This is a genomic window from Flavobacterium sp. 38 (genome assembly GCF_057799715.1).
The window spans coordinates 135498-150481 of sequence record NZ_JBYNWZ010000002.1 but is presented as its reverse complement, the minus strand read 5'-3'; the positions used below and the strand labels follow the sequence as shown (position 1 = coordinate 150481).

Sequence of the window (14984 nt, the reverse complement as noted above, 5' to 3'; positions counted from 1 at the left end):
AAATATATACCCCCCTAAAATTTTAGGGGTACTACTCAAAAAATAAATTTTAACTCAAAATAACACTGTTAAAATCGAGAACTAAAACATGAAATTCCATCAGGAAATTATTCTTACAAAAATTCAATTCTCAAAGCTTAAGTTCTAAGCCTTTCTTTACTCTATTTTTTCAATAATTGTCAACCACAAAAAAACAGAGCCTGCTCCAAAATGAAGCAGGCTCTATTTTCTTTTTAACGTATAAATAATTTATTCTTCCTTATTATATTGTCTTAAATATTCGCGGACTTTAATTCCAGATTCTTTCAAGTCCTCATCTTTCCACTTCCCTTCTGATTTGGCTGATTTTTTCAGAATCGAACAGGTTTCGTCTTTATCGGAAACCGACCAAGTAATCCAGCTCAATTTTCGAGCTTCCATCCAATCCACATATTCCTGCCAGGCTTTATAATTTAAAGGGCCGTCACCTGAAGCTTCCATTCCAGCTGATTCTGAAATAAAAACAGGTAATCCGTCTTTAATGGCTCTATCGGTCCTATCTCTTAATTCTTTTCCATGCGTGGCCGCATAAAAATGCATGGTATACATTATATTAGTATAACCTCTTATTGGATCTTCGGCTGGAAGATCGACATCCTGATCCCAATGCGGACAGCCGACCAAAATAATATTATTAGGATCATTTTCTCGAATAACTTTTATCACTTCTTCTGCATAGTTTTTTACTTCCCACCAAGTTTCATAATCTGGCTCGTTAAACACCTCATATATTATATTAGGGTATTTGGCGTACTTTTTAGATATCTCCGCAAAAAATTCCTTCGCTTCTTTCAGATTTACATTATGACTGTGCCAATCTATAATCACATAAATATCTGATTTTATAGCTCCCTGTATTACAGCTTCTATTTTCTCTTTTGAAAATTGCGGATCCTTTATATAAGAGTATTCTCCAAGCTCGATTCCCATTGCGGCACGAACTACATTGCAATTAAAGTCTTTCTTTAACCAGCTAACTGCTTTTTCATTATAAAATCTCGGCCACATGCTATGCCAGCCAAAGCTCAATCCGCGAAGTACTATTGGATTATTGTCTTTATCTACAAGCTGAGTTCCAAGGACACTTAACTGACCATGTTTTTTCACAAATTGTGCTTTTGAAACATTTACAAGAAGCACAAAAACAACAGCACACCAAACCTTTGATTTCATAATATCAATTTAAGGGATTAATTTTAAGGTAATAACGTCATGAGAAGCTATTTCTGCTGAAAAGGCTTTTTTAGTATTTCCGATTTCTTTATTTTTCCAAAGATCTTTGATTTTGAAGATCGTTTTACTAAAATCAGCTTCATAACCAAAATCGGTATCTTTTATATTGTTTTTCTTCCAGTCAAAATTTACTTTTTTTGAAGCTTCGGTTCTGTTTACAAAACTGATTGCCCACGCTCCATCAGAAAGTGGTTTTACCCATACTTCTACTCCATCTAAAATAGCATATTTAAATCCTTGAATTCCAAGTTTGTCCTGATTTACAGCAAGCAATTCTTTATTAGTTAAAATGGCTAAAGTTTCTTTTGACATTTTACGGTAATCATTTCCTGTAAATAACGGAGACGAAAGCATGCACCACATTGCAAAATGCGTTTTATCTTCGGTATCGTTCATTTCGTTTCCAACTTCCATCATATCAAAATCATTCCAGTGATCTGGGCCAGAATATTTACGAATGTCTTTTCGCATATCGGCAATTTTCATGAATCCCCAAGACGACCAATTTTCTGGATGTTTGAATTCGCAATCGAAACAAGGATAAATATCCCCAGAAATTCTCCAAAGATTTCCAATTGGTTTTCCCCATTCCCACGGCTGATTATCTCCCCATTCGCAAAGACTAAAAACAATTGGCCTTCCTGCGGTTTTTAATGCATTACTCATTGTGGTGTACGCTTCTTTTGCCGTAATGCCTTCTGTATTACACCAATCGTATTTTAAAAAATCGATTCCTAGTTTAGCATAAAATCTAGCATCTTGATATTCATATCCTCTAGTTCCTGGGTAACCTGCACAAGTTTTAGTTCCCGCGCAATTGTACAATCCGAATTTCAAACCTTTAGAATGCACATAATCGATAAGCGCTTTCATTCCGTTTGGAAACTTTACTGGATCTGGGACTAAATCACCGTTTGCATCGCGTTCGTGTGTCATCCATCCGTCATCTAAGACAATATAATTGTATCCGGCTGCAGCTAAACCTGAAGAAACCATGATATCAGCAGTTTCTTTTACTAATTTTTCATCAATATTAGTTGCAAAAGTATTCCACGAATTCCAACCCATCGGCGGAGTCATTGCAAGTCCATCAAATTTTCCTCCTTGCTGTTTATGCGTATTTCCTTGGCTAAAAATAAGACTCGAGATACTCAGACAAAATCCTAAAATTATTTTTTTCATTTTTTCTATTTAAAAAAATTAAAAAAATGTTCCCTAATTTTTCAACTAGGGAACATTTCAAACTAACTCAATACTTATTATAAAAACCCTATATCATCAATATAAAGTATACTTGCTGGCGTAATTGTTCCTCCAGAAAATTCTTGAATAAACACACTATCAAAATTTCCATCCGTCAAAAGCTCAGGATGCAAAGCTGAAATAGGAATTGAAATATTATTCCATTGCCCTGGCACTAAAGTAACTGTAGTACCTTTAGCAGAATCACCCGTATCACTATTTATGGTAACCATAATTTTAGTACTTTCTGTTGGGAATATAGACATTTTAACGAATTGATAATCTGCAGCTTTTAGAAGCAAGTCTGAGTGCATGAAAAGTCCGCTCCAAGCTTCGGCAACTTTTTTGATTGCATTTGTTCCTCTGCTCACTTTTTCAGTGCTTTCCCAGGTGATGTCGCCTCCCCAGCCCCAGCCCCATCCTTTCAATGAGTCTTCGTATAATAAGTATTTAAGACCAATACCGCTCGGAGCAGAAACTCCAAAGTCAGTCTCTACCACAATAAGAGCATAAGAATCAAAGTCTGCTGGAACAGTTGCCTTTATTTCTGTTTTAGACACTGTAGTAAATGTAGCGGCAGTAGATCCGAATTTTACGCTTTTCACTTTTACAAAATTTTGACCTGTAATGGTAATAACATCTCCAGGAGAAGCCAATACTTGCGATAAGCTTGTAATTGATGGCGCCGGAGGAGTCAATTCTATCACGTTACTCAAAACATTTACGAAACCGTTTGTTCCGTAATAATCTAATCCTGGCGCTTCTTTATCAGATCCATTAACCTTTAAAACATTATTGGTTACATTAATACTTAACAGATATAGATCGGGATTCAACGCATTTGCCATTGTAGCATAATCACCTGTTTGCAAATAATCAGCTTCAACGCCATCCAGTTTAGCTACTCTTTTTTTAACACCTTTAATAACATGGCTTAAAACAAGTTGTTTTAAATCTTCTACAGGAACTAAATTTACATCTGGATATCCTAAATCATTAACATAACCGTTGGCTACCAAATAAGCATCGAAAGTAGCATCGTTTGGAACAAAATAAGTATAATTATCAGCTGTATCTAAAGTCGATTCTAAACCAGCTAATTTTATTGCTTTTGTAAACGTAGTTAAATTACTATTTGCTTTAATTAAGCCATATGCTGTATTGTAATTTTGCTGTGCTCCTCCAATATCTTCAATTTCGTTATCGCAGGAAGAAGCTGCAACAACCAAAAAGACACTTAGAGCAATATGTTTTACTTTATTATATATATGTTTCATAAATTCTTTTTTAGTTTTTTTAATTATGGTTCCAGATCAATAGAATACACTTTTGTTGAAATCTATTTTTTGAATCCTAACAATTATTTTAGCACCAATCCGATATCATCTAGATAGATCACATTTCCGCCAAAGCCACCAAATTCTTGATATCCAATTTGAGATAATTCAGTTGGATTACCCAGTGAACTATATGGTACCTCAATATACGTCCAAGAAGTTCTGACATCAACTATTATAATATTCTTCTCAGCATCTCCATTGGCAAAAAACTTCACTTTTCCTGCTTTTTCACCTTTAGCCCAAAATCTTACCGCTTTGAATTTATCTGTATCATGATAAGACCAATTGTTAATACCAATAACATATCCGTCCCATTCTCCAGCTTTCCATTGAATACACTTAGTTCCTTGCTGAACATCTTTAGCGTAAGCTGCATCAAATTCATTAGTTCCATCCCAAAGAGATTGCCAGCCCCAAATATTAGTGAAAGCGTCATCATAAATTTCAGAACCTATTACTTGCGAAGCCACTGTTGTTCCCGATACATTAGTTACTGACAAGGTTTTTAGATAACTTCCTTCAGGAACTTTAACCACAATCTCTGTTAATGTAGAAGAAATTGGCTCTACTTGAATATCTCCAAAATTCACTTTAGGACGCAAGAAATACTCACCTGTAATAGTAATAACATCTCCTGGATTTGAATTGACAGGAAATCCTGTAATATTAGGATTTGGAGGCCTGATCGCTATTTTATAATTCAAAGTTCCTTGGCCTGTAACGATTTTCATCTCATCCATTTCATTATAGTATGGTGTTTTTGCATCGACCAATACCACAATAGCATTATCTGTTACGAATGTTGGGTTAAAATAAGATTCTAATCCATTAAACGAAATTGATTTTAATGTCGAAAAACCAGATCCTCTAATGATATAATAATTTCCTGCATTAATAATATCTGTAGGAACATCAACTTCTCTATCTCCTTCAACCAAAGGATCATCAACAACAGATTTACTAATTCCTGTTACTTCAAGCTTTCCAGAAGAACCTCCCGAATCATCATTTGAACAAGAAGCCAACAGCAAAATTGAAATCGAAGCCAAAAAACATAACTTCAATACCATTTTATTTTTTATATTTTTCATAATGATTTACTTTTAAAAAATTATTTGAAAGTGTAAGGAACTGGTGCCTCTTTCAACTTTGGATTTTTTCTAACTTCGATGTCTGGTTTTGGATAAATAAAGTCTGTTGGAGTTGGCGTATAATGCATTACCCCTTGAGAATCAAAACCTCTATCTTGCTGAGAAATGATATTAATTGCTTCCTGACGTGGCAATCTTCCTAAATCGAACCAAAATTCTCCTTCAAAAGCAAATTCAACTCTACGCTCATGAAATAAAGCTGCTTTCGTTAAGGGCACATTAGCTCCTAAAGTTCCAAGACCCGCTCTAAATCTCACTTTGTTATAAGAATCTTTTGCTGCGGCATTAGTAGTTTCATCAGCTCCAGCCATAATTGCTTCAGCGTGAATTAATAAAAGATCAGCATAGCGCATAATATAATTACAGTTATTCATTCCTCCCCATCCATCAGCCGGACCTGTCTCGCTAGTAACTTGGCCTACAACATACTTCTTAACAGCAGCTCCTGTATTACCTAATGCATCTGGATATTTTGTTTTGTCCATAACAAAACCTACAACACCGTCTCCTTTAAGGTTAGGATAAGAATCTCCATAAATCATAAACGACTCTTTTCGTCTTAAATCGCCAATTTCAAAAGCATCCTGAACATCATTACTTGGAACATAAGTAGCTCCGTAAGACGCATTATCATTTAAAATATCTAAACCATATTGAATATTAGAGAAATTTCCTCCTCCGTAAGTGTTTATAGCACCAGACCATTGCCAAGAATAGATAGATTCTTCGTTGTTATTTTTACTTGTCAAAAACAAATCTGCAAAATTTGGCACCAAACCAAACTCGCCAGAATTGATTACTTTTTCAGCCATTGTTTTAGAATCAGCATATTTCTTTTCATACAAATACACTTTAGCTAAAAATGCTTCAGCAGAACCTTGAGTTACAAAAATATTGTCTCCACTAGCAGATCTAGATCTCACTTTTGTTTTAAGATTTGTTGCCGCAAATTTTAAATCGTTTTCAATGAAGGTGTATACATCTTCAATTCTGTTTGTATTCACCATTGGATCTTTCGCCAAAGCCAGATTATCTTCTATAATTGGCACAGGCCCATACAAACGAACCAAATAAAAATAGGCTATCGCTCTAAAAAAATGCGCTTCAGCAATTGTGTTTTTAATTACCGCCCTGCTCACATCTGCAGTAGCATTTTTTTCAATATTATTAATTAAGTTATTGGACTGCGCCACAATTGCAAAACAAGCTCTCCAAGGATCTAACAAAATTGGGCTGTCAGATGTCAATTTAAACTGAATCAATTCTGGTCCATCAGCATAGGCTAAACAATTCCCCGATGATAGTTCTGACAATGCGTAAAAGTTCTTAGTGTAATAAGGAGCCCACATCGCGCCATACATTCCGTAAGTAGTTCTTGCAACCTGCTCATCAGTATTATAAAATTGATCACTGCTATAACTATCTTCAGATGGGCGATCCAAAAAATCTTCGCTACAAGAAGTAGTTGCCAAACCTAGTGTTAAGAATAAAACTAAGGTCTTTATATTGATATATTTTTTCATAAGAGTAGTAATTAAAATTCTAAATTCATTCCAAAAGTGAAACTACGATTGGTTGGGTAACGCCCTGAATCAATTCCTGATAATAGCGGATCTTGATTGTAAGATCCTACCTCAGGATCATATCCTGTATATTTAGTAAATGTGTAAAGATTTTGAATACCAAAATAGAATCTCAGTTTACTAATACTTGCTTTTGAAATCACATCCGACGGCATATTATAACCTAAAGTTACCTGTTGAATTCTTAAGAACGAACCATCTTCTACATAGCGATCAGAGATTGCTATATTAGGATGTCCATCACCACCATCGGGTCTAGGATATTTGGCATCTGTATTTTCTGGTGTCCAAAAATCTGCCGCTTCTGCTAATTGATTTTCATACAAACGCTGGTTTTTAGTACCTGCACGTCTTGTCAAGTTCATTACTTTATTGCCATAAGATCCTTGTAAAAAGACTCCTAAATCAATATTTTTATATGTAAAAGTATTATTGAATCCGTAAGTGAATTTTGGCTGTGGATTACCAATGTACGTTAAATCCTTATCATCAATTAGACCGTCTTTATTTTGATCTACGTATTCAACATCTCCCAATTGGCTTTTTACTGCTTTGTTTCCTGTAAAAGGAATCGGTGCATTTGCTAATTGTTCATTAGTTCTGATAATTCCTACTGTCTGATAGCCATAAAACTGACCAACTGGCATACCAACAACCGTTTTGGTTACGGCTTTATTAGTATAATCATTAAGCATTACGTCTTTTGTCAAATCAAAATTATCTTGTAAGCTCATCAGTTTATTTTTATTGGTAGAGAAAATTACTTTTGAGTTCCAGCTAAAGTTTTTGCTAAACTTATTATTGTAATCTAAAGTCATCTCAAAACCTTGATTTCTTAAGCTTCCTAAATTTACACTAGGCGCTCCTAAACCTCCTTGATAAGCATCTGTACCAGTAACATAATATGGCAATGGTAAGACAAACAAAAATCCTGCGGACTGTTTTCTGTACACATCAAATGTTGCCTGAAGTTTTGAATTAAAAAGTGTAAAATCTAAACCTAAGTTGGTTTGTTCAGAAGTTTCCCAAGTCAAATCAGGATTTGCGATATTATTAACCGTAAAGAAATTACCCATTGCCGATTTTATGGCACGAACCGTACTCATATAACCGCCACCGCCAATATTTTGGTTTCCAGTCTCGCCGTAACCTCCTCTAATTTTGATGTTATCAATATATTCTCTAGTTCCTTCCATAAAACTTTCGTTTGAAAGTTTCCAATAACCTGAAACAGAAGGAAAGTAACCCCATTTTTGCCCCGGTCCAAAATTAGAGCTTCCATCCGCTCTCATCGTTGCCTGCAATCCATAACGATTATTATAATCATAATTAAAAGTTCCGAAGAAAGAGTAAAAAGCAGAACTTCCTTTATATTCTGAAGCTACAATTGTATCTGGATCTCCTAAACTGATAGAATGAATATCATTACTCAACAAGCCAGAAACGGTTTGCGAGTTTCCGAACCAATGACTATCATTAGCCTCTTGAGCAGCCAGAATATTAAAATGATGATTACCCGCATCAACCTTGTAAGTTAAAACGTTTTTAATATTAAGTTGATACCAATTGTTTGCTCGCTCTGTCAACTGATTTGTTTCTCTAACCGCTGCACCCCATTTATAAGTAGGCTGAAATCCTTCGAAATTATCAATATTAGTAGATCCTCCAAGATCAAATCTATATTCAAGCCCTTTTGCTATTCTAAAATTGGCGTAAAAATTCCCAATAAAATTCTTTTTAATTAACTTATTAGTATTCATCAAAGCCGAAGCCACAGGATTAATCCAAACTCCTATAGAGCCGTCAGCCGGTGGACCAGCATAATTTCCGTTAGTATCTTTTACTGCAACATCTGGAGTAGACAATATAGACGTGCTAATAATACCGTTACTCGCACCGTTGATTGTAATATCTTCATTTGTTATACCTGCACCAATAGACACTCCAACAGTTAACCAATCTTTTAGCTTACTATCAACATTCGTTTTAAAGCTATATCTTTTAAAACCAGATCCAATAACAATTCCTTCCTGATTGGTGTAACCTCCAGAAATGTAATAGTTAGTACCATCCTTTGCCCCTGAAAACGAAATCTGATGATTATTCATTATCGCCGTTTTGTAAATCTCATCCTGCCAATTTGTTCCGTTACCCAAAACAGACGGAACAGCAAATTCATCTCTTGGAGCCACACCATAGACAGCCGCCAAAGCATTTTGCTGTGCAGCATATTGACTTAAAGTCATAGTATCTAATAAGCGAGTTACATTTTGAATGGAGAAATACGTGTCATACGCGATTTTTCCCACTCCTTTTTTTCCTCTTTTTGTAGTAATAATAACAACCCCATTCGACGCTCTAGAACCATAAATAGCAGTTGCAGAAGCATCTTTCAAAATATCTAATGTTTCTATATCATTAGGATTTAAGAAAGCAATAGGACTAGAAGTTACGTTTCCTGTGTTTGTTCCCAAATAACCTGTAACGATTGAACCTCCGGTAGCAGTATTAGCAGCATCTCCGGAAATCGGAATACCATCTACAATATACAATGGCTCATTAGTTCCTGAAATAGAAGTAGTTCCACGAATTTTTACTGAGACACTACCTCCAGGCTGTCCAGAATTATTTGTCACTGTCACCCCTGCAGCACGTCCTTGTAACAATTGATCTACAGACACTTGTGGAGAATCTGCAAAATCTTTAGAAGTAACAGTAGAAATAGCTCCTGTTAAATCCTTTCTCTTAACACTTCTATACCCTACGTTTACTAGAACCTCGCGTAAATCTTCGGCGCTTAGTTTCAAAATAACGTTTACAGTTCCTCCATTTTTAACGTTGATTGTTTGCGCAACATATCCAATAAAAGAAACAGTAATAGTAGAATTTGCAGGTGCATCGATCGAATATTTTCCATCAAAATCGGTTGAAGCCGTCTTTTTTGTACCTGTAACTACTATGTTAGCACCAGGAATAGAAAGTCCCTTTTCATCAGAAACCGTTCCCGAAACTTTTACCTGAGCCGTAATAAAATTACTAGTCAGTAACAGAAATAATATCAAAGGCACGGCCGTGTGGTCAGCCATCCAATGAATGAAGCTAGTCATTAGTTTTTTCATAATAAGTGTTTGGTTAGTTATTTGTTTATTGCATAATCTAGAAGTAAATGCCAGGGTAGATTTTACTTTAAAATTATTTAACAAATCTATAACAGAGAGAATTATCAAATCGATAGTATTATATCATTTAATGATAATATTTTTACTAGAATCGATTTAAAAAACAGATATGAAAATAAAATCATATATATTTTAAATAATTCGCAATCACAATACCCTAAAAGAACATATCTAATGAATAAAAACCAACGAAAACGCAAAAATCAAACGTTTTCGTTAAAAATAATATTTATGAGTGACAAAAAAGTATCACTATAAAATACGCTTCAGACCTGAAAACTCTTCACGATATTGACTTGGAGTACAATTTTTAGTTGCTTTAAAACTGCGATTGAAGTTCGCAATATTATTAAAGCCAGATTTAAACGCAACCTCAGAAACACTCATGTCTTTCTCCACAAGCCAGCGCGCCGCGTAACCGATTCTAATATCATTGATATAATTCACAAATGTTTTTCCGGTACGCTTTTTTATAAATCGGTTAAAAGAAATAATCGACATGCTCGCTACATTTGCTACATCTTCTAAAGTTATTTTTTCAGCAAAATGTTTCTGCACATATTCGTAAACCAATTTCATTTTATCATAATCATCAAAAGTATCGTAGTCTACCGTATAAGTCGAAAGCAAACGTTGATTTCTAGAATTTGCCAGATCATATAATAAAGAAGTGATTTCTAGAAAATAATCCATACCATCGAGTTTAGAAAGCCTCACAAGCCTTGGAGTCAATTCTTCTGCTGTTTTTTTCGAAAAAAGAATTCCGTGAATAGATCTATTAAACATATCTCGAATCGGATTCATGATTCTTCTAGACAATAAAGATTCATGAAATAAGTCGTTATGAAACTGAATGGTTATTTCGTGTATTTTTTTACTGGTACATTTATTTAGCTCCCAACCATGATATAAATTCGGACCAATTAAAACCAGTTCCACATTATCAATTTCTTCAATATTATCTCCCACAACCCGCTTCACTCCTTTTCCATTCAAAATAAAATTGATCTCAAATTCAGGATGATAATGAACCGGAAAATCAAAACTGTCTTTTACGCGATCAAAAACCAAAAAGCTGTCACTCGCAGCAAGCGGCGCAATTTCTCTATAAAAATTTTTAGTAGTACCCATCTTAAAAACTATTTTCAGGAAGTAAGTATTCGTTTTTTGACTGCAATAATATGATATATAATTGATAAAATAATATTAATTACACTTTAATCATCCGTTTATCTTTGAAAAAATTAATTATCATTTCTTTAAAAACAACATTAATAATAAACATTAATCATTTTTTATTAAATAACTTTTTATAGTTTTAATAATTTTAGCAATAATAGCTTAGAGAATTTTCGAAAGAAAAAACACTAAGTTTTACAAACCGTAAACCCTTGTTTATTTTGCTTTTAGCTAAACAACCAACTTATATTTCGAAATGAAAAAACATTTTTTAACGCTTTTGACCGTAACTTTAATAAGCAGTTCCTGTTTGTCTCAAAAAAACACCGCTAATACTAATTTGTCACTTTCAGATAAAAAAGCAACTTCAGAAACTAAAACTTTATACAAAAACCTTAACACACTTTCTCAAAAAGGTTTTTTATTCGGACATCAAGACGATTTGGCGTATGGTGTAAAATGGAAATATGAAGATGGAAGAAGCGACATAAAAGATGTAGTCGGCGATTATCCTGCGGTTTATGGTTGGGATATTGCGGGTTTAGAAAATGACAGCCCAAATAATATTGACGGCGTTCCATTTAGCAAAATGAAACAATATATTATCGAAGCAGATGCCAGAGGCGGAATCTCGACAATCAGTTGGCATTTTGATAATCCTGCAACAGGAAAAAACGCATGGGATAATCAGCCAAATTCTTTAAAAACGATTTTGCCTGGTGCAGTAAACCATAAAAAATTTACTTCTTGGTTAGATAAAGCGGCAGTATTTTTTCTTTCTTTAAAAGATAAAAACGGAAAAAACATTCCAATTCTTTTCCGTCCGTTTCATGAACTTACAGGCGGTTGGTTCTGGTGGGGGAAAGGAAACTGCACGCCAGAAGAATTCAAAACTGCATGGAAATTTACCTTCGACTATCTGCAGAAAAAAGGTGTTCACAACTTAATTTATGTGTACAATACAGGAAGTTTTGGCAGTGAAAATGATTTCCTAACTAATTACCCTGGCGATCAATATGCTGATATGTTAAGTTTTGATACCTATCAAAATAACAATGATCCCAATGGTGAAAAGTTCATCTCTGAAGTTCAAAATCAGTTTAAAATCCTTAACGAAATAAGCCTTAAAAAACATAAATTAATGGCTTTAGCAGAAGCGGGTTACGAAGCAGTTCCGGATCCAAAATGGTGGACAGGAACTTTATTGAAAGCTATTGGAGATTATAAAATTTCTTATGTGCTGTTATGGAGAAACCACGGCTGGCAGGAAAAAGAGCAAAAAATGCATTACTATGCGCCATTTTCTGGTCAGGTAAGCGAAAAAGATTTTGTTGATTTTTATAATCTCAATCAGACTATATTTGAAAAAGACATTAAAAAAGCTCTAAAATAAACTAACTCAATTTAAACCTCAAATAATTAACCAATGCACGACAAAATTAGTTTAAAAGAAAAAATCGGTTACGGACTTGGAGATGCCGCTTCATCCATGTTTTGGAAAATTTTCAGCATGTATCTCCTATTTTTCTACACCGATGTTTTCGGATTGGCGCCTGCCGTAGTTGGAACCATGTTTCTAATTACTAGAATCTGGGATTCTTGCTTTGACCCAATTGTTGGAATTCTAGCTGATAGAACCAAAAGCAAATGGGGAAAATTCAGACCGTATTTACTTTGGGTAGCCATACCATTTGCCGTGATTGGAGTGTTAACTTTTTATACTCCAGATTTTGACGAAAAAGGAAAAATCATTTATGCCTACGTTACTTACTCTTTAATGATGATGATTTATTCGTTAATCAATGTGCCGTATGCATCACTTTTGGGCGTAATGTCTTCTGATAGAAAAGAAAGAAATACATTATCGTCTTACCGAATGGTTTTTGCTTTTGGAGGAAGTTTATTAGCGCTTTGGTTAATTGAGCCTTTGGTAAATTATTTTGGCGGAAATTTAAATTCTAAAACGGGCTGGCTAGCCACAATCGCCGTTTTCGGACTAATCACAACTATTTTCTTCTGGGCTTGTTTTTTATTTACTAAAGAAAGAGTACAGCCAATTGGTGACGAACAAAATAACTTAAAAGAAGATTTACAGGATCTTCTAAAAAATAAACCTTGGTGGATTTTATTAGGTGCTGGAATTGGCGCTTTGGTTTTCAATTCTATTCGTGACGGTGCGGCAGTTTACTATTTCAAATATTATGTAAGCAGTTCGGTAAACTTCGATTTTTCGCTTTTCGGAACCGATTTTCACATGACACCAACTTCAATTTATTTGGTTTTAGGGCAAGCCGCAAATATCATCGGAGTAATTCTAGCCACACCAATTGCCAATAAAATAGGTAAAAAGAAAACCTTTTTCGGGGCAATGGCTTTGGCTGCAATTTTAAGTCTGATTTTCTATGCATTCGGAAAAGAAGATGTTTTCCTAATCATGACTTTCCAAGTTTTAATCAGTATTTGTGCGGGTTGCATTTTCCCATTGATCTGGTCGATGTATGCTGACAGTGCCGATTACTCTGAATGGAAACAAGGGCGAAGAGCAACAGGTTTGGTTTTCTCAGCTTCCTCAATGTCTCAAAAATTTGGTTGGACAATTGGGGGCGCTGGAGCAGGCTGGCTTTTAGGCTACTTCGGATTTCAGGCCAATGTAGAACAAACTGCCTTCACACAAAACGGAATTCAATTAATGCTGAGTATTCTTCCGGCAATCGCTGCGGCAATATCAGTTTTATTCATATTATTTTATCCTTTATCTGAAGAAAAATTACAGCTTATAGAACAGGATTTAAACGAAAAGAGAAATCAAAATCATTAAAAATAAAGACAAAGAATAAATCTATATGACAACAATAACCTCTTCAGCCACTTTTCAGGAAAGAAAATCGGCATTAGAAAAACAACATAAAACACTGCTTGAGCAAAAAAATGAACCTCAAGAAACAGTTGGAAACGGTATATACGAACGCTACAAAAATCCCGTTGTCACCGCAGCGCACATTCCGTTAAACTGGCGTTTTGATTTTAACGAAAATTCAAATCCGTTTTTACAGGAAAGAATTGGAGTAAATGCTGCTTTTAATGCGGGCGCAATGAAATGGAATGGAAAACATTTACTGGCAGTTCGCGTAGAAGGAATTGATAGAAAATCATTTTTCGCTATCGCAGAAAGTCCAAACGGAATCGATAATTTCAAGTTTTGGGATAAACCTTGCGTGATTCCACAAACGGAAGAACCAGACACAAATGTGTATGACATGCGTCTGATCAGCCACGAAGATGGTTATGTTTACGGAATTTTTTGTACGGAAAGAAAAGATCCAAAAGCACCAAAAGGCGATACAAGTTCGGCTGTAGCCAATGCAGGAATCGTTCGTTCTAAAGATTTAGTAAACTGGGAAAGACTTCCAGATTTGATTTCAAATACAGGACAGCAAAGAAATGTGGTGTTGCATCCAGAATTTGTAAACGGAAAATACGCTTTATATACTCGTCCCCAAGATGGTTTTATAGATGTTGGTTCTGGAGGCGGAATTGGCTTGGGCTATATCGACGACATGACAAATCCAGTTGTAAAAGACGAGAAAATCATTTTCGGAAAACAATATCATACTATTTACGAATTGAAAAATGGTTTGGGTCCTGCTCCTATCAAAACTTCAAAAGGCTGGTTGCATTTGGCGCACGGAGTTCGAAATACTGCCGCAGGATTACGCTATACTTTGTACATGTTCATGACTGATTTAAATGATATTTCGAAAGTTACTCACGTTCCCGCAGGTCATTTTATGGGACCAGAAGGAATTGAAAGAGTTGGCGACGTTTCGAATGTTTTATTTTCTAACGGATGGATCGAAGATGAAGACGGAACTGTTTACATTTACTACGCTTCATCGGATACGCGCATGCATGTGGCGGTTTCATCTGTTGACAAATTGGTTGATTATGTAACCAATACTCCAGCAGATACCTTTATTTCTGCAGGTTCTGTGCAGACTATTATCAATCAAATCGAAAAAAATAACGCAATTTAAAATA

10 protein-coding genes are annotated in these 14984 nt (G+C 35.0%); 3 read left to right on the top strand and 7 right to left on the bottom strand.

From position 1 onward, the window contains the following. Positions 1–249: 249 nt before the first annotated feature. From AC3E9W_RS05845 to AC3E9W_RS05815, 7 genes are all read right to left on the bottom strand, one after another. On the bottom strand, positions 250–1212 hold the full coding sequence (locus AC3E9W_RS05845) for a glycoside hydrolase family 5 protein (protein ID WP_488767466.1): 963 nt from the start codon (positions 1210–1212) through the stop codon (positions 250–252). A 9-nt stretch (positions 1213–1221) separates the two neighbouring features. Next, on the bottom strand, positions 1222–2454 hold the full coding sequence (locus AC3E9W_RS05840; protein WP_488767464.1) for a glycoside hydrolase family 27 protein: 1233 nt from the start codon (positions 2452–2454) through the stop codon (positions 1222–1224). 77 nt (positions 2455–2531) lie between these two features. Beyond that, positions 2532–3791: a fasciclin domain-containing protein gene (locus AC3E9W_RS05835; protein WP_488767462.1), complete on the bottom strand. Its 1260-nt coding sequence runs from the start codon at positions 3789–3791 to the stop codon at positions 2532–2534. An 83-nt stretch (positions 3792–3874) separates the two neighbouring features. Continuing rightward, entirely contained in the window at positions 3875–4945 is a 1071-nt protein-coding gene (locus tag AC3E9W_RS05830) for an IPT/TIG domain-containing protein (RefSeq protein WP_488767460.1), read from the bottom strand. A gap of 20 nt (positions 4946–4965) precedes the next feature. Continuing rightward, the gene (locus tag AC3E9W_RS05825; protein WP_488767459.1) at positions 4966–6528 is read right to left on the bottom strand and encodes a RagB/SusD family nutrient uptake outer membrane protein; all 1563 of its coding nucleotides are present in this window, start codon (positions 6526–6528) and stop codon (positions 4966–4968) included. 11 nt (positions 6529–6539) lie between these two features. Beyond that, complete coding sequence (locus tag AC3E9W_RS05820; RefSeq protein WP_488767458.1) at positions 6540–9707, bottom strand: SusC/RagA family TonB-linked outer membrane protein; 3168 nt, start codon at positions 9705–9707, stop codon at positions 6540–6542. 312 nt (positions 9708–10019) lie between these two features. Beyond that, positions 10020–10898, bottom strand: a complete 879-nt coding sequence (locus tag AC3E9W_RS05815; protein ID WP_306156092.1) for an AraC family transcriptional regulator — start codon at positions 10896–10898, stop codon at positions 10020–10022. A 304-nt stretch (positions 10899–11202) separates the two neighbouring features. Between AC3E9W_RS05815 and AC3E9W_RS05810 the strand changes: the two genes are divergently transcribed. From AC3E9W_RS05810 to AC3E9W_RS05800, 3 genes are read left to right on the top strand one after another with little or no spacing between them, the layout of a single operon-like run. Further along, positions 11203–12339: a glycoside hydrolase family 26 protein gene (locus AC3E9W_RS05810; protein ID WP_488767456.1), complete on the top strand. Its 1137-nt coding sequence runs from the start codon at positions 11203–11205 to the stop codon at positions 12337–12339. A 33-nt stretch (positions 12340–12372) separates the two neighbouring features. Continuing rightward, positions 12373–13764 (top strand): MFS transporter, encoded by a 1392-nt coding sequence (locus AC3E9W_RS05805; RefSeq protein WP_488767454.1) that lies wholly within the window; start codon positions 12373–12375, stop codon positions 13762–13764. Between the two features lie 25 nt (positions 13765–13789). Then, complete coding sequence (locus AC3E9W_RS05800; RefSeq protein WP_488767453.1) at positions 13790–14980, top strand: glycoside hydrolase family 130 protein; 1191 nt, start codon at positions 13790–13792, stop codon at positions 14978–14980. The last annotated feature ends 4 nt before the right edge of the window (positions 14981–14984 follow it).

Coding starts and splice junctions, on each gene's coding strand:
- AC3E9W_RS05830 (WP_488767460.1), bottom strand. CDS start 4,945: ATGAAAAATATAAAAAATAAAATGGTATTGAAGTTATGTTTTTTGGCT.
- AC3E9W_RS05820 (WP_488767458.1), bottom strand. CDS start 9,707: ATGAAAAAACTAATGACTAGCTTCATTCATTGGATGGCTGACCACACG.
- AC3E9W_RS05805 (WP_488767454.1), top strand. CDS start 12,373: ATGCACGACAAAATTAGTTTAAAAGAAAAAATCGGTTACGGACTTGGA.
- AC3E9W_RS05815 (WP_306156092.1), bottom strand. CDS start 10,898: ATGGGTACTACTAAAAATTTTTATAGAGAAATTGCGCCGCTTGCTGCG.
- AC3E9W_RS05845 (WP_488767466.1), bottom strand. CDS start 1,212: ATGAAATCAAAGGTTTGGTGTGCTGTTGTTTTTGTGCTTCTTGTAAAT.
- AC3E9W_RS05810 (WP_488767456.1), top strand. CDS start 11,203: ATGAAAAAACATTTTTTAACGCTTTTGACCGTAACTTTAATAAGCAGT.
- AC3E9W_RS05825 (WP_488767459.1), bottom strand. CDS start 6,528: ATGAAAAAATATATCAATATAAAGACCTTAGTTTTATTCTTAACACTA.
- AC3E9W_RS05800 (WP_488767453.1), top strand. CDS start 13,790: ATGACAACAATAACCTCTTCAGCCACTTTTCAGGAAAGAAAATCGGCA.
- AC3E9W_RS05835 (WP_488767462.1), bottom strand. CDS start 3,791: ATGAAACATATATATAATAAAGTAAAACATATTGCTCTAAGTGTCTTT.
- AC3E9W_RS05840 (WP_488767464.1), bottom strand. CDS start 2,454: ATGAAAAAAATAATTTTAGGATTTTGTCTGAGTATCTCGAGTCTTATT.